We start from the raw sequence: 14,888 nt of genomic DNA, 5'->3' as shown, positions 1-14,888 counted from the left end.
GGCAGCCGGCAGCTGGCAGGTTCGGGCGGGGCGGGCGGCGAAAGGGCAGGCAGCGAAAGGGCGGGCGGCGAAGGGCCGGGCGGCGGCCCGGGAGGTCACCGCCCGGCGGCGGCGCGGGCGGCCGGGGAGGTCGCGAGGTAGCCGAGGGCCTGGCTGGAGGAGCCCTCCTGGGTGGGGTGGTAGCCGGGCCGCAGGTAGCGCAGGCCGGAGCGGATCGACCGGACCGGGTCGGGCAGCAGGCCCCGCTTGGCGATCCGGCCGGTCTCGCGCCAGGTGGGCCTGAGCCGCCCGTCCAGGGTCGGGTCGGCCGCCAGCAGGAAGCGGGCGCCGCGCACCCAGAGGTGGACCAGCAGCGGGCCGGAGACGAGCATGCCGCGGATCCGGCGGGCGTAGCCGGGGTCGAGGTGGACCATCAGGTCGAAGGCGACGCTGCGGTGCTCGACCTCCTCCGCGCCGTGCCAGCGCAGCAGGTCGAGCATCGTCGGGTCGGCCTGGGCGCGGTCCAGGCCCGGGGAGTTGAGCGCCCAGTTGCCGAGGAAGGCGGTGAAGTGCTCGATCGCGGCGACGAAGGCGACCCGTTCGACGATGTTCTCGCGCTGCCGGGCCGGGCTCAGGCCGGGCTTGTCGCCGAGGACGCGCTGGAACAGCCAGGAGACCTGTCGGACGTAGGGGCGCGGGTCGAGGCCCTGGCCGAGCAGGTGGTCCAGGACCTCCTGGTGCGCCTCGGCGTGGATGGCCTCCTGGCCGATGAACCCGAGCACCTCCTCGCGGAGCTGCTCGTCGCGGATCAGCGGGAGGGCGTCCTTGAACACCTTGACGAACCAGCGCTCGCCCTCGGGGAGCAGCAGGTGCAGCACATTGATGACGTGGGTGGCCATCGGCTCGTCGGGGATCCAGTGCAGCGGCAGCGCGGCCCAGTCGAAGCGGACGTCGCGGGGCTCCAGGACGAGGCTCTCGTGCACTCGGGCGGCGGGCGCGGCGAGGGCGGGGACGGGGGTGGGGCTGGGCATGGGAGGGCCCTCCTGACCTGCGGGTGGCGGCTCGACCCGGCAAAACGTACTCGCGGGTAGCCCGTGCCACAAGGGTTTCGGCATGCCTTATCGACATCGAGTCTAATAAGTGATGTGCACCGCGCCGACCACCGGGAAACCCGGAAACGCGAAGACCCCGCCGAAGCGGGGTCCCGTGGGCGTGCGGCGGGTCAGACCGCCATCGCCAGCATCAGCGGCGCGGCGCGGGCGGCCAGCAGTTCGGCGGCCGCCTTCAGCCGGTGCGCGTCGCCGACCGGCATCGAGGTGGCCAGGCAGCCGACCGTGCTGCCGGCCGTCACCGGGACGGCCGCGCAGACCGTGCCGACGGCGTACTCCTGGATGTCCAGCACCGGCACGGTGGCGGGCTGCCGCTCCAGCCGGTGCATCAGCTGGTCGGCGTCGGTGACCGTCCTGGAGGTCAGCCGGGCCACCGGGTGGCGGGACAGGTGGTCCCGGCGGCCGTCGTGGTCGAGCTGGCCGAGCAGGCACTTGCCGATCGCGCTGGCGTGCGCGGTGGCCCGGAAGTCCACCCACTCCTGCACCGCCGGCGCCAGCTCGGAGGCCGAGACCGCCACCACCGACAACTCCCCGTCGTGGTAGCGGCTGAAGTACACCGCCGCGCCCAACTCCTCGCGCAGTTCGTCGAGTTTGCGGTCCATCCGGGCGCGCACCAGCTGCTCGCGGTTGTACTGGCCGAGCAGCGCGAAGGTGCCGCCGAGCACCCAGCCGCCGTCCTGGCAGTCCAGGTAGCCCTCGACCTCCAGGATCTCGGCGAGCCGACGGACCGTCGGGAGGCCCAGCGAGGTCTCCCGGGCGAGGGTCACCAGGGTGGCACCACCGGGGTGCCGGTCGACCGCCTCCAGCAGTCTGAGGGCGTGTCGCAGCGAGGTGTACGGACCGGGCGTTCCCTGCTCCGGTACGGCGTGACGGCCCGGGGCTGGTGTCGACATGTCGTCCCCTTCCGATGTCCACCCGCCAGGTGACCCGCGGGTAGGTCCACCCTATCCACCGCCCGCCTCCGCCAACTCCCCCTCGTGGAATATTCGGGTGGACACGGTGAATCGCTTGACTGGCATATGCCCCACCGAACACCCGCTCACTCCCGAGCGGACCCCGGACCCCGGACCCCGGACCACGAACCACGGAGCCCGGTCGTCCGACCGGGAGACGCGGCCGGGCCGCTCCCCCGCTGCCAACGGGGGAACGGCCCGGTCGGGAGGGGCGGCCGGCGTGCGGGGCCGGCCGCCCGGGAACGGGGGGGTGGGGACTCGGGGTCAGGACTCGTCGACGGCCCGCAGCTTCGCCACCGCGGCCTCCAGCCGGGCGCCGTACTCCTCGTCGGCCGCGTGGAAGTGGGCGAGGTTCTTCTCCACGATGTCGTCCCGGGTGACCTGGGCCAGCGCACCGGCCAGGTTGGCGATCAGGCGGCCCCGCTCGCCCTCCGACATCAGCCGGTAGAGCTCCCCGGCCTGGAAGAAGTCGTCGTCCTTGGTGTGGGCCGGGGTGGTGTAGGTGCCGGTCCAGCCGGTCAGCTCGGTCGGGGCGGCGAGCGCCGCGTCGGTCTGCGCCGGGCCGTCGTAGGAGTTGGGCTCGTAGTTCCGGCCCCGGCCGGCCGGGTTGAGCGCGCCGAGGCCGTCACGGCCGTAGTTGGCCGCCTCGGTGGCGCGGGGCGCGTTGACCGGCAGCTGGGTGTGGTTGACGCCGAGGCGGTAGCGCTGGGCGTCCGCGTAGGCGAACAGCCGGCCCTGGAGCATCTTGTCCGGGGACGGGCCGATGCCGGGCACGAAGTTGTTCGGGGAGAACGCGGACTGCTCGACCTCGGCGAAGACGTTCTCCGGGTTGCGGTTGAGCACCAGACGGCCGACCTTGACCAAGGGGTAGTCCGCGTGCGGCCACACCTTGGTGAGGTCGAACGGGTTGAAGCGGTAGTCCGCCGCCTCGGCGACCGGCATCAGCTGCACATAGAGCGTCCAGGTCGGGAACACCCCGCGCTCGATGGCCTGGTGGAGGTCGCGCTGGTGGCTGTCGGCGTCGCCGCCGACAGCCTCGGCTGCCTGCCCGGCGTCCAGCGAGCGGATGCCCTGGTTGGTCTTGAAGTGGTACTTCACCCAGAACGCCTCGCCCTGCTCGTTGACCCACTGGTAGGTGTGCGAGCCGTAGCCGTTCATGTGCCGGTACGAGGCGGGAATGCCCCGGTCGCCGAACAGCCAGGTGATCTGGTGCGTCGAGGCGGGCGAGTGCGCCCAGAAGTCCCAGACGTTGTCGGCCTCCTGGACGCCGGTGAACGGGTCGCGCTTCTGCGAGTGGATGAAGTCCGGGAACTTCAGCGGGTCCTTGATGAAGAAGACCGGGGTGTTGTTGCCGACGAGGTCGTAGTTCCCCTCCTCGGTGTAGAACTTGACCGCGAAGCCGCGCGGGTCGCGGACGGCGTCGTTGGAGCCCAGGTTGCCCGCGACGGTGGAGAAGCGCAGGAACAGCTCGGTGCGCTTGCCGACCTCGCCGAGGAACGCGGCGCGGGTGTACTGCGACACCTCGTCGGTGACCTCGAAGTAGCCGTACGCGCCGGAGCCCCGGGCGTGCACGACGCGCTCCGGAATGCGCTCGCGGTTGAACCGGGCGAGCTTCTCCAGCAGGTGCTGGTCCTGGATCAGCAGCGGGCCGTACGCGCCGGCCGAGGCCGAGTTCTGGTTGTCGGCGACCGGGGCGCCGGACTCCGTGGTCAGGATCTTGGGCATGACGGGTCCTTCGGTGTCGATAAGGGTCTTGCGTGGAGAGGGATGTGACGTGGCGCCACCGGGCGTGACGCGGCATCGGGTCCGGCGCGGCGCCGCCGGACCGGATGCCCGGATGCTCGAATGCCCGGATACTCGAATGCCCGGATACTCGAATGCCCGGATACTCGAATGCTCAGATGCCGAGCAGTCGCCAGGCGGCCGAGCGGCGGCGGGAGGAGTGCTCGCCGTCGGGGCCGTCGGAGTGGCTGAGCCCGGCGACGGCGGCCCGGGCCGCGACCGGCCCGCCGAGCGGACGGGCGGCGGTGAGCTCGGCGGCCTCGGCGGCGGTCAGGCCGGCCTCGGTGAGCGCGGCCGCGGCCTCGGCGGCCGGCACGGCGTCGAACCAGCGCAGCGCGAGGGCGGCCCGGCCGGCCTCGGTGAGGCGGCCGGTGATCCGGAGGCGGGCGAGGCCGCCGTCCGGGTGGACGTCGATCCGCACATGGGTCACCGGGCGGCCCGGGGCGAGCCGCAGCCGGTGCCGGGTGTCGGGCTGGAGGCGGGTGCGCGGCAGCAGCGGGAACCAGCCGTCCGCGTCGGTCGCCGGGTCCCCGCCGGCGGAGGCGTCGTAGCCGACCAGGTCGGCCCAGCCGGGGGCATTGGCGACGAAGTGGGTGGTGTCCACCTCGACGGCCAGGGCCTCACCGCCCCCGGCCAGGGCGATCCGCACCCAGTCGTTGGCCTTGTCGCGCCGACGCCGGGTCTCCCAGCCCTCGCCCATGACGGAGGCGCGGCCGGGAGCGTTCAGGTTGTGCGGGGAGGAGTAGAAGCGGTCGGAGGCGGCCTCGGCGACACCGCCGTGCTCCTGGGCCGCCAGGTCGAAGGTGAGGCCGTCCAGTTCGCGCGGGTCGGGCAGGACCTCGCCGTGGACGCGGAGCCGGGCCACCCCGCCGTCGGGGAAGATGTTGAGCCGGACGTGGGTGAACCGGGCCCCGGAGTCGACCGGGAACTCGTGGGCGGTGTCGCCCCGCAGCGGGGTGCGCGGCAGGACCTCCACCCACTCGGCCCCGGCGAGCTCGGCCGGCGAGGGGTGGCCGGGTATCGAGGCGGCCTCGACGGAGGCGCTCTCCGGGTAGTTGCCGGTGAAGTGCGCGGTGTCGACGACCAGTCCGCGGACCACCCCGGCGGCGCCGAGCCGGACCACGGCCCAGTCGTGGTCCTCGTCGGTGGGGTGCGGCTGCCCGGCGCTCGCGCCCCGGCGGCGGCGGGACTCCCAGCCGTCCATGATCTGGCCCTTGTGGCCGAAGGTGTGCGGGCGGAACTCGGCGGGCGCGGCGACCAGCAGGTTCTCGGCGTCCGCGAAGGTGTCCTCGTTGGTGGCGACGACGCCGGCGCCGAGGGCGCGGGAGGCGAGGTTCACCAGCTCGGTGAACGGCGCCCGGGCGGGGGCGGCGGCCGGGGCAGAGACCGGTGCGGCACCGGTGGCGGGAGCACTCTGGGCGGGGACCGTGGTCACTGGATCTCCTCGGACGGGCTGCTGGGGCGGGTGAGCTGGACGCCGAACGGTGCGCCGCCCGGGTCGACGACCCGGCCGCGCAGCCAGGTCGTGCGCACGGCGCCGGTGAGCGTCCGGCCCGCGTACGGGGTGACGGGGTTGCGGTGGTGCAACTCGGCGGCGTGGACGGCGAAGTCGGCATCGGGGTCGAAGGCCACCAGGTCGGCGTCGTGGCCGACCGCGATGGCGCCCTTGCGCCCGTCGAGGCCGACCAGCCGGGCCGGTCCTGCCGACATCCAGCCGACCACCTCGGCCAGGGTGCGGCCGCGCCGCCGGGCCTCGGTCCAGACCGCCGGCAGGCCGAGCTGGAGGGAGGCTATGCCGCCCCAGGCGGCCGCGAAGTCGCCACTGCCGCCGTGCTCGGGCAGCAGCTTGAGGTCCGGGGTGGAGGGCGAGTGGTCGGACACGACGGCGATGAACTCCCCTGCCGCCAGGGCCTCCCAGAGCGCGTCGCGGTTGGCCTCGTCGCGGATCGGGGGGCAGCACTTGAAGGCGGTGCCGCCGTCCGGTACTCGCTCGGCGGCGAGGGTCAGGTAGTGCGGGCAGGTCTCGGCCGTGACCCGGACGCCGTCCGCCCTGGCCCGGCGCAGCAGCGGCAGGACGGCCGCCGAGGACACGTGCAGGACGTGCACCCGGGCGCCGGTGCGGCGGGCCGCGTCCAGCAGCCGGGCGACGGCGGCGGTCTCCGCGCCGGCGGGGCGGGAGGCGAGGAAGTCCCGGTAGTGGACGCCGGGTTGCTGCGGCGCCGCGGCCAGCACGGCCGGGTCCTCGGCGTGGATGATGGCGAGTGCCCCGAGCCGGGCCTGCTCGGCCAGCGCGGCTTCCAGGCCGGCCGCTTCGAGGTGCGGGAACTCGTCGACGCCGCTGGGCGCGAGGAAGGACTTGAAGCCGAACACGCCTGCCCGGTGCAGGGGTTCGAGGTCGGCGAGGTTGTCGGGGACGGCGCCGCCCCAGAAGCCGAGGTCGACCCAGGCCTGGCCCTCGGCGGTCTTCCGCTTGGCTTCGAGCCCGGCGAGGGTGGTGGTGGGGGGCACCGAGTTGAGCGGCATGTCGACGATCGTGGTGACGCCGCCGGCGGCGGCGGCCCGGGTGGCGGTGGCGAAGCCCTCCCACTCGGTGCGGCCGGGCTCGTTGACGTGCACGTGGGTGTCGACCAGGCCGGGGAGCAGGGCGGTGCCGCCGAGGTCGGTCACCCGGTGGCCGTCGGCCGGGAGGGTGCCGTGGGCGGCGATCCGCTCGATCTTCCCGTCCCGGACCAGCACGTCCGCGGGGCGCTCGCCGTCGGGCAGGACCACCCGGCGGGAGCGGATCACCTCGGTCTCGCTGATGGGCATGAGGGACCTCCGAAGCCTGATGAGGGGATGGCTGGTACGAGTGGGTGCGCCGAAGGATGGCCCGGAGCCTAGGCCCGCCTTCAACAAAACGTCAATGGAGGAAACTACGAGGAGCGCGGTGGACGGGCGCCGGAGCGATTGGGCCGGGAAGGCCGGGACCGGGTGGACCGGGAAGGCCGGGACCGGGTGGACCGGGAAGGCCGGGACCGGGTGGGCCGGGAAGGCCGGGACCGGGTGGGCCGGGAAGGCCGGGACCGGGTGGGTTCAGCGGCGCAGGAGCTCGGCGGCGAGCCGCTCCCCCGCGACCTCGGCCAGCTCTCCGGCCCTGGTCATGCCCTCGCCCGGGGTCTCGCCCAACTCGCTGAGCGCGTAGGCCGCGACGAAGCCGGCGGACCGCCACTCCCGCTCGGACAGCTCCACCCGCCCCGCGACGGCGGCCACCCGAACCCCCGCCCGGGCAGCCGCCGCGGCGACGCCGGCGGGGGCCTTGCCGTGGAGCGTCTGTGCGTCCAGGCAGCCCTCGCCGGTGACGACGAGGCGTGCCCCACGCACCGCCCCGTCGAAACCCAGCAGGTCGAGCAGCAGCTCGATGCCGGGTCGCATGGTGGCGCCGAGCAGGGCCAGCGCGGCGAAGCCGACCCCGCCCGCGGCCCCGGCGCCGGGGGTCTCCCGGACGTCCCGGCCGACGGTGGCGGCGACCACCTCGGCGAACCGGGTCAGACCTTCCTCCAGGACCAGCAGGTCCTCGGCGCTCGCGCCCTTCTGCGGGCCGTAGACGGCGGCGGCGCCGCGCGGGCCGAGCAGCGGATTGTCCACGTCACAGGCGACGACCACCTCGACGCCGTCCATGGTGCGGGCCGAGGTGCCGAGGTCGATCCGGGCCAGTCGGCGCAGCGAGGCTCCGCCGGGCGGGAGTTCGACGCCCTCGGCGTCGAGCAGTGAGACCCCGAGCGCCTGGAGCATGCCCGCCCCGCCGTCGGTGCCGGCGCTGCCGCCGAGGCCGAGGACGATCCGCCGGGCCCCCTGGGCGACGGCCCTGGCGATCAGCTGGCCGACGCCGTAGGAGCCGGCCGCGAGCGGGGCGGTCCGCCCGCCGGGGAGCCGGGCCAGGCCGGAGGCCTGCGCCAGCTCGACCACGGCGGTGGTGCCCCGGACGGCGAGCGCGGCGTCCACCGGCAGGCCGGTGGGGCCGGCCACCTTGGCGGCGACCCTGGTGAAGCCGGCCGCGAGGGCGGCGGCCAGGGTGCCTTCGCCGCCGTCGGCGACGGGCAGTTCGCGCACCTCGGTGCCGGGCGCGGCACGGCGGATGCCGGCGGCGATCCGGGCGGCGGCCTCGGCACCTTCGAGGGTGCCCTTGAACTTGTCGGGCGCTACGACCACATGGCCCTGGTGGGGGGTGGCGGGCATGGCGTGGGCCTCACTTCCGGGCTGGTCTGGCAATGGTTCGTCAAGCATGGGCCCGGGCGGCCCGGGAGCGGCTCCCTCCCCGCCGTTCCCCTCGCCCGCTTCCGACGTACGAGGGGCTCCCCTCGGTGAGGGAGGGAGCCGGTGCGACGCGCCGGGTGCACGACCGAAGTGCCCCGTGAGGGTGGGCGCGTCGCAGCCTGGTCGATCGACGGGCGGGCGGATGAGCCCCGGCCCGCCCGTCGATCGGGTCTGGAGTCGGCCGGCGGCCGACGAACGCCGTCGGCCGTCGGCCGCCGGTCGGCCTCCCGGTGGCGCGGGCACGACCGGACAGGTACACGCCACCGGGAGGAGCTGTGGGGGGTGCGGGGCCGCTTCGCCCCGCCACCCGTGGGGCTACTTCACCTCGCGGCCGGAGAGCCGCTCGACGCCGCGCAGCAGCGCCGAGTGGTCGAGGGAGCCGTCGCCGTTGGCCCGGGCCGAGGCGACCAGCTGGGCGACGACCGCGCCGACCGGCAGCGCCGCACCGACGGCCCGGGCGGCGTCGGTGACGATGCCCATGTCCTTGTGGTGCAGGTCGATCCGGAAGCCGGGGGCGAACTCGCGGTCCAGCATGTTGGCCTTCTTGCGGTTCAGCACCGTCGAGCCGGCCAGGCCGCCGCCGAGCACGTCCAGCGCGGCGGCGAGGTCCACACCCGCGTTCTCCAGGAAGACCACGGCCTCGGCCAGCACCTGGATGTTGACCGCGACGATCAGCTGGTTGGCGGCCTTGACGGTCTGACCGGCACCGGCCGGGCCGACGTGGACCACGGTGGTGCCGAGCGCGGCGAACAGCGGCTCGGCCTCGGCGAAGTCCTCGGCGGCGCCACCGACCATGATCGACAGCACGGCCTCCACGGCACCCGCCTCACCGCCGGAGACCGGGGCGTCCAGGGCCCGGACGCCCTTCTCCTTCGCGGCGGCCTCGACCTTGATCGAGGTCTGCGGGGTGATGCTCGACATGTCGATGAGGAGGGTGCCCGGGCGGGCGTGCTCCAGGACGCCGCCCTCGCCCAGCACGGCCTGCTCGACGTGCGGGTCCGCCGGGACCATGGTGATCACGACCTCGGCGTCCTTCACCGCGTCGGCGATGCTGGCGGCGCCGTGGCCGCCGGCCGCGACCAGGGCGTCGATCTGCGGCTGGGTGAGGTTGTAGCCGGTGACGTGGTGGCCGGCCCGGACCAGGTTGGCCGCCATCGGGCTGCCCATGATGCCGAGGCCGATGAAGGCGATCTTGCGGCTCATCGCGTCGTTCCTTCTGTTGCGTGCGTGCGGGGTGCGTACGGGTGCGTGGGGAGAAGCGGGGGGAGGGCGAGGATCAGAGCGCGGCCGCGCGGTGCTCCCGCGCGAGCCAGTCGAAGCTGTCGGCGCTGACGCCGGTGGACGGCCGGTACTCCAGGCCGATCCGGCCGGTGTAGCCGGCGGCGGTGAGGCGGGCGAACAGGTCCTCGAAGTCGAGCACGCCGGTGCCCGGCTCGTTGCGGGCGGGGGTGTCGGCGATCTGCACATGGCCGATCCGGTCGGCGTAGGTGTCGATGACCGCGGCGAGGTCCTCGCCGTTGCGGGCCAGGTGGTAGAGGTCGCAGAGGAACTTGGCGTTGCCCAGGCCGGTGGCGGCGTTGACCTTGTCCACCACCTCGACCGCGGCGGCCGCGGAGACCAGCGGGTAGCCCGGGGACTCCGGCCGGTTCAGCGCCTCGACCAGCAGGATCGCGCCGACGCCGTGGGCGGCCCGGGCGGCGAGCACGAGGTTCTCCAGCGCGAGCGCGTCCTGCTCGGCCGGGTCGACGCCCTCGACGCGGTTGCCGTAGAGGGCGTTCAGCGCCGGGGTGCCGAGCGAGGCGGCGAGCGCGGCGGCGACCGGCACATTGGCCCGGAAGCGGTCGCGCTCCGAGGGCAGCGAGACGGTGCCCCGGGCGCCCGTGCTCAGGTCGTCGAGGAAGTTGAGACCGGTGAGGCGGACGCCGGCGTCGGTGAAGGCCTTGCGCAGCGCGTCGAGTTCGGCCTCGGACGGGTCGTGCTCCGTGCCGAACGGCCACCACAGCTCGGCGGCGGTGAAGCCGGCGGCGGCGGCCGCGGCCGGGCGCTCCAGCAGCGGGAGCTCGCCGAACAGGATCGACAGGTTGACCGTGAAGCTGTGCCGGGCGGCGGCGCTCGGTTCGGCGGCCATGTCCATCACCTCGTACTCTCTCTTCCGACATCCGCAACTTCCACGATCCGGAAGAGGGATTCTGTCTGGTGGAAGCATGTCCGGGCCGTCGAGCGACTGTCAAGGCATCTGCAACAAATTGTTGAAGCGCTGCGCCGCAGGCCGGGCCCCGACGACCGGCTCACCGCCGCACGACCGCTCGCTAGAGTGAGCGGGTGCGATTGATGGTGGAGTTCACGACAGAACCGTTCGAACTGGACACGTTCCCGCCGCACGCCGTGGCGGCCCGCAAGGTGGTCGACGAGGCGGGTCTCGACGTCGCGGTGGGCCCGTTCGGCACCGGCGCCGAGGGTGAGGCGGACCGGATCCTGGCCGCCGTGTCCAAGCTGCTCCGGGAGAGCCTGGACGCCGGCGCGACCCGGATCTCGGTCCAGGTCAGCGTCCTCGCCGAGGCCGAGGCCGAGGCCGAGGCCGAGAGCGCAGCCGGGGAGGGCGGTACGCCGTGACCGAGCAGACCGAACACCCGCTCGCCGCGGCGATCAAGCCGCTGCTCGACGCGGTCGGCGCGACGCCCGTCCCGCTGGACGAGGCGAAGGCCGAGGACGTCGTCCTGGAGTGGGAGGGCGAGCGGGCGCTGGCCGTCCGGCTGCCGCACCTCAGCAGTGCGCTGGACCGCCTGCTGGCCGAGATGACCCGCCAGTTCGACGGCCGCCCGCTGACCGAGCTGGACCGCTGGGAGAAGCAGCGCGTGGTCGCGCTGCTGGAGGAGCGCGGCGCCTTCACCGTCCGCCACGGCGTCGAGACCGTCGCCACGGCGCTCGGCGTCAGCCGCTTCACCGTGTACAACTACCTCAACCGCCAGGACGGCGCGAAGCCGAACTGACCCCTCCCGCAGGAGCGCGCCCCGCCGGCCCGGCCAGTCTTGCCCGGGCCCCGGCGGGGCGCACTTGTCTCATCACACACGAAACACCCCGCGACCAGGGCCGTCGCGAAACGTAACCACCAACCGTTCAACAAAGTGTTGACGGCCTGATCCCACGGATCTAGCTTGTGCGGGTGGCACCACTCTCCAGGAGGTCCACCCGTGACCAACCACCCCCACGCCCTTGACGCCCTGGCGGCGACCGACTCCGCCGAGCTGAGGGAGATCCTGCTGGACGTCTGCACCAGCCCCGCCTGGGCCGACGCCGTCGCGGCGGCCCGTCCGTGGAAGGACCGCCGGGCCCTGCTCGAGGCCAACGCCGAGGCGATGGCCGGGCTCTCCGTCTCCGACCTGCACGAAGCGATGGCCGGCCACGCCCGGATCGGCGCGCCCAAGCCGGGCGACGCCACCTCCGAGCGCGAGCAGGCCGGCGTCCACGGCGCCGACGAGGCCCTGCTCGACGAACTGCGCCGGGCCAACGCCGCCTACGAGGCCAAGTTCGGCCATGTGTTCCTGATCTGCGCGACCGGCCGCACCGCGGCCACCGTGCTCGACGCCCTGCGCGAGCGCCGGCCCAACGACCCCGCCACCGAGGCGGAGATCGTCCGGGGCGAACTGCGCAGGATCAACGACATCCGGATCAACCGTCTGCTCGACGACAACTGACGGTCGTTCGGCCTCCTCCGGCGCCGTCTCAGGTATCACTGACGCAGCACCTCCGCGTCCCCCCGCACCACCTCTGCCATCAGTAAGGTCACCTCACCCATGACTGGCATCTCCACCCACGTGCTCGACACCAGCCTCGGCCGCCCGGCCGAGGGCGTCCCGGTCGAGCTCGCACTGCACACCGAGGGTGGCTGGCAGGTGCTCGGCACCTCCGCCACGGACTCCGACGGCCGGGCCAAGGACCTGCCGGCCGTGGAGGCGGGCTCGGTCGTCCGGCTGCTCTTCGACACCGCCGCGTACTTCGCCCGGAAGTCCGAGGAACCGCCGTTCTTCCCCGAGGTCACGATCGTCTTCACGGTCGCGCCCGCGCAGCACCACTACCACGTGCCGTTGCTGCTGAACCCGTTCGGATACTCGGTCTACCGCGGAAGCTAGACCGATCGATTGATATGGGAGCCATGTCATGGCCCACGTGCTCGGTCAGAACCAGTACGGCAAGGCGGAGAACCGGATCGTCCGCGTCTACCGCGACTCGACCCGCCACGAGATCAAGGACCTGAACGTCTCGGTCGCCCTCTCCGGCGAGTTCGACGACGTCCACCTCACCGGGTCGAACGCCAACTGCCTGCCCACCGACACCACCAAGAACACCGTCTTCGCCTTCGCCAAGGAGTACGGGATCGACTCGGCCGAGGCCTTCGGCATCCTGCTGGCCCGGCACTTCGTCGACGACACCGAACGCGGTGTCGTGCACCGGGCCAGGATCCGGATCGAGGAGTACTCCTGGGACCGGATCCGCACCCCCGACAGCAGCGCCCGCTTCATCGGCTCCGAGGAGGTCGGGCACTCCTTCGTCCGCACCGGCCAGGAGGTCCGCACCAGCGAGATCGTCTACGACGGGGACTCCGTCCAGGTGATCTCCGGACTGAAGGACCTGGTCGTGCTGAACTCCACCAACTCGGAGTTCTGGGGCTACATCAAGGACAAGTACACCACCCTCCAGGAGGCGTACGACCGGATCCTCGCGACCCAGGTCACCGCCCGCTGGAAGTACGGCTTCACCGGCCGTGACGACGAGGCCCAGCCCAACTGGAACCGCAGCTACACCCACATCAGGCGGCACCTGCTGGAGGCCTTCGCCGAGACCTACTCCTACTCGCTGCAGCAGACCCTGCACGCGATGGGCACCCGCGTCCTCAACAACCGCGCCGAGGTCGACGAGGTCCGGCTCGAACTCCCCAACAAGCACCACTTCCTGGTCGACCTGGAGCCGTTCGGACTCAAGAACGAGAACGAGGTCTACTACGCCGCCGACCGGATGTACGGCCTGATCGAGGGCACCGTGCACCGCGAGGGCGTCGTACCGGTGATCCCGGTCGTCTGAACCCGACCCGCCGGCCTCCCGCCGGCACCCGGCACCACCATCCGCACCACCTGCTTCTCCACCCCCACCCATCGGAGACCGTGCCCAGCCTCACGGCGGCCGGCCCGGGGAGCTGGAGAACCCGCCCCGAGGGACTCCTGCACCGCCGTCCCCGCCCTCGGGGAACACCTCCAGCGTCACGGGCGCGCCGAGAGCCGAGGCACAAGAGGGGCTCGACATGGCACCCAGCAACACCGGCAGCACCGACGGCGGTTCCACCCCTGCGAGAACACCCGGCCCGGACGGCGCACCGGCGCGCCCCGCCGGCACGCCGTCCGGACCGGAGGTCCACCCCGTGGACCAGCTCCTGCCCCCGGTGAGGCTCCTCACCAGCGGGCTCCAGCACGTGGCCGCGATGTACGCGGGAGTCGTCGCTCCCCCGCTCATCGTCGGCGCCGGCGTGGGCCTGAGCCCCGCCGAACTCGCCCTCCTGATATCGGCCAGCCTGTTCACCGCCGGACTGGCCACCCTGCTCCAGACCATCGGCGTCCGGCGGATCGGCGCCCGGCTCCCGTTCGTCAACGGCGTCTCGTTCGCCGGCGTCGCCCCCATGATCGCCATCGCGAAGGAGCACGGGCCGAAGGACGCCCTCCCGGTGATCTTCGGCGCGGTGATCGTCGCGGGGATCCTGTGCCTCCTCGCGGCACCGTACTTCTGCAAGCTGATCAGGTTCTTCCCCCCGGTCGTCCAGGGCACCGTGATCACCCTCATCGGGGTGTCCCTGCTCCCGGTGGCCGTCAACTGGGCGCGCGGCGGTTCGCCGGACGCCCCCGGTTACGGCTCCACCAAGGCCATCGGGCTGGCCGCGCTCACCCTCGGCGCGGTGGTCCTCGGCAACCGGCTGCTGCGCGGCTTCTGGCAGCAGCTCTCCCTGCTCGTCGGCCTGGCGGTCGGCACCCTGCTCGCCTTCCCGCTCGGGCTGGCCGACTTCGGCGCCGTCCACGAGGCCCGGATCTTCGCCCTGCCCTCGCCCTTCCACTTCGGCGCGCCGATCTTCGACGCCGCCGCGATCGCCTCGCTGTGCATCGTCATGGTGGTCGCCATGACCGAGTCCACCGCCGACATGCTCGCCCTGGGACGGATCGTCGACCGCGAGGCCGACGAGAAGACCCTCGCCGCCGGACTGCGGGCCGACGGTCTCGCCACCGCCGTCAGCCCGGTCTTCAACGGCTTCGCGGCCAGCGCCTTCGCCCAGAACATCGGGCTGGTGGCACTGACCGGGATCCGCAGCCGCTTCGTGGTCGCCACCGGCGGCGGACTGCTCGTCCTGCTCGGACTGTTCCCGGTGCTCGGCGCGGTCGTCTCGCTCGTCCCGCAACCCGTCCTGGGCGGCGCCGGGATCGTGCTCTTCGGCACGGTCGCCGCCAGCGGCATCCGCACCCTCGCGGAGGCCGGCCTGGACTCGGGCGCCAACACCGTCCTGGTGTCGGTCTCGCTCGGCGTCGGCATCGTCCCGATCGCCGCGCCGACCTTCTACGACGCCTTCCCGGAGGCCGCCCGCACCCTGCTCCACTCCGGCATCTCGGCCGGCTGCGTCGCGGCCGTCCTGCTCAACCTGCTGTTCCACCACCTCGGCGCCACCCGCCGGGCCGCCACCGAGGGGTCCTCCGACCCGTCGGTGCCGACGGCGACCCCGTCACCCTCCTGACCCACC

At 73.4% G+C, this 14,888-nt stretch carries 13 protein-coding genes and 1 pseudogene; 6 read left to right on the top strand and 8 right to left on the bottom strand.

Annotation, left to right across the window (positions count from 1 at the left end):
- Positions 1–95: 95 nt before the first annotated feature.
- The 8 genes and pseudogenes from ADK60_RS19530 to ADK60_RS19495 all read right to left on the bottom strand — a co-directional run bounded on the left by ADK60_RS19530 (position 96) and on the right by ADK60_RS19495 (position 10,244).
- The gene (locus ADK60_RS19530) at positions 96–1,010 is read right to left on the bottom strand and encodes a metal-dependent hydrolase (protein WP_053647640.1); all 915 of its coding nucleotides are present in this window, start codon (positions 1,008–1,010) and stop codon (positions 96–98) included.
- A gap of 191 nt (positions 1,011–1,201) precedes the next feature.
- Entirely contained in the window at positions 1,202–1,981 is a 780-nt protein-coding gene (locus tag ADK60_RS19525) for an IclR family transcriptional regulator (RefSeq protein WP_045942029.1), read from the bottom strand.
- Positions 1,982–2,305: 324 nt separating this feature from the next.
- Positions 2,306–3,766 (bottom strand): catalase, encoded by a 1,461-nt coding sequence (locus ADK60_RS19520; protein WP_053647638.1) that lies wholly within the window; start codon positions 3,764–3,766, stop codon positions 2,306–2,308.
- 385 nt (positions 3,767–4,151) lie between these two features.
- A pseudogene (gene alc / locus ADK60_RS19515) lies at positions 4,152–5,258 on the bottom strand (allantoicase); the annotation flags it as partial.
- Positions 5,255–6,631: an allantoinase AllB gene (allB, locus tag ADK60_RS19510; RefSeq protein ID WP_053647636.1), complete on the bottom strand. Its 1,377-nt coding sequence runs from the start codon at positions 6,629–6,631 to the stop codon at positions 5,255–5,257. The pseudogene alc and the gene allB, both read right to left, overlap by 4 nt.
- 264 nt (positions 6,632–6,895) lie before the next feature.
- Complete coding sequence (locus ADK60_RS19505) at positions 6,896–8,038, bottom strand: glycerate kinase (protein ID WP_053647634.1); 1,143 nt, start codon at positions 8,036–8,038, stop codon at positions 6,896–6,898.
- A 393-nt stretch (positions 8,039–8,431) separates the two neighbouring features.
- Complete coding sequence (locus ADK60_RS19500) at positions 8,432–9,319, bottom strand: 2-hydroxy-3-oxopropionate reductase (RefSeq protein ID WP_053647632.1); 888 nt, start codon at positions 9,317–9,319, stop codon at positions 8,432–8,434.
- A 73-nt stretch (positions 9,320–9,392) separates the two neighbouring features.
- Positions 9,393–10,244, bottom strand: coding sequence for a TIM barrel protein (locus tag ADK60_RS19495; RefSeq protein WP_053647681.1), 852 nt, complete (start codon positions 10,242–10,244; stop codon positions 9,393–9,395).
- Between the two features lie 203 nt (positions 10,245–10,447).
- Between ADK60_RS19495 and ADK60_RS19490 the strand changes: the two genes are divergently transcribed.
- The 6 genes from ADK60_RS19490 (at position 10,448) to ADK60_RS19465 (ending at position 14,882) form a co-directional block, all read left to right on the top strand.
- On the top strand, positions 10,448–10,729 hold the full coding sequence (locus ADK60_RS19490; RefSeq protein ID WP_353651756.1) for a thiamine-binding protein: 282 nt from the start codon (positions 10,448–10,450) through the stop codon (positions 10,727–10,729).
- A complete protein-coding gene (locus tag ADK60_RS19485; RefSeq protein WP_030392032.1) occupies positions 10,726–11,106 on the top strand; it encodes a helix-turn-helix domain-containing protein in 381 nt (126 codons plus the stop codon). The genes ADK60_RS19490 and ADK60_RS19485 overlap by 4 nt, the downstream gene beginning before the upstream one ends.
- A gap of 201 nt (positions 11,107–11,307) precedes the next feature.
- On the top strand, positions 11,308–11,811 hold the full coding sequence (gene uraD, locus ADK60_RS19480) for a 2-oxo-4-hydroxy-4-carboxy-5-ureidoimidazoline decarboxylase (RefSeq protein WP_053647630.1): 504 nt from the start codon (positions 11,308–11,310) through the stop codon (positions 11,809–11,811).
- A gap of 99 nt (positions 11,812–11,910) precedes the next feature.
- A complete protein-coding gene (gene uraH / locus ADK60_RS19475; RefSeq protein WP_045942025.1) occupies positions 11,911–12,246 on the top strand; it encodes a hydroxyisourate hydrolase in 336 nt (111 codons plus the stop codon).
- Positions 12,247–12,274: 28 nt separating this feature from the next.
- Positions 12,275–13,195, top strand: coding sequence for a factor-independent urate hydroxylase (gene pucL / locus ADK60_RS19470; protein ID WP_053647628.1), 921 nt, complete (start codon positions 12,275–12,277; stop codon positions 13,193–13,195).
- A 217-nt stretch (positions 13,196–13,412) separates the two neighbouring features.
- Complete coding sequence (locus ADK60_RS19465; protein WP_079008519.1) at positions 13,413–14,882, top strand: nucleobase:cation symporter-2 family protein; 1,470 nt, start codon at positions 13,413–13,415, stop codon at positions 14,880–14,882.
- The last annotated feature ends 6 nt before the right edge of the window (positions 14,883–14,888 follow it).

The organism is Streptomyces sp. XY431 (genome assembly GCF_001279805.1).
GTDB classification, from domain to species: domain Bacteria; phylum Actinomycetota; class Actinomycetes; order Streptomycetales; family Streptomycetaceae; genus Kitasatospora; species Kitasatospora purpeofusca.
This window is presented reverse-complemented; position numbering and strand designations above follow the sequence as displayed.

Coding starts and splice junctions, on each gene's coding strand:
- ADK60_RS19490 (WP_353651756.1), top strand. CDS start 10,448: ATGGTGGAGTTCACGACAGAACCGTTCGAACTGGACACGTTCCCGCCG.
- allB (WP_053647636.1), bottom strand. CDS start 6,631: ATGCCCATCAGCGAGACCGAGGTGATCCGCTCCCGCCGGGTGGTCCTG.
- ADK60_RS19495 (WP_053647681.1), bottom strand. CDS start 10,244: ATGGCCGCCGAACCGAGCGCCGCCGCCCGGCACAGCTTCACGGTCAAC.
- ADK60_RS19530 (WP_053647640.1), bottom strand. CDS start 1,010: ATGCCCAGCCCCACCCCCGTCCCCGCCCTCGCCGCGCCCGCCGCCCGA.
- uraH (WP_045942025.1), top strand. CDS start 11,911: ATGACTGGCATCTCCACCCACGTGCTCGACACCAGCCTCGGCCGCCCG.
- ADK60_RS19505 (WP_053647634.1), bottom strand. CDS start 8,038: ATGCCCGCCACCCCCCACCAGGGCCATGTGGTCGTAGCGCCCGACAAG.
- ADK60_RS19500 (WP_053647632.1), bottom strand. CDS start 9,319: ATGAGCCGCAAGATCGCCTTCATCGGCCTCGGCATCATGGGCAGCCCG.
- ADK60_RS19525 (WP_045942029.1), bottom strand. CDS start 1,981: ATGTCGACACCAGCCCCGGGCCGTCACGCCGTACCGGAGCAGGGAACG.
- ADK60_RS19465 (WP_079008519.1), top strand. CDS start 13,413: ATGGCACCCAGCAACACCGGCAGCACCGACGGCGGTTCCACCCCTGCG.
- ADK60_RS19520 (WP_053647638.1), bottom strand. CDS start 3,766: ATGCCCAAGATCCTGACCACGGAGTCCGGCGCCCCGGTCGCCGACAAC.
- pucL (WP_053647628.1), top strand. CDS start 12,275: ATGGCCCACGTGCTCGGTCAGAACCAGTACGGCAAGGCGGAGAACCGG.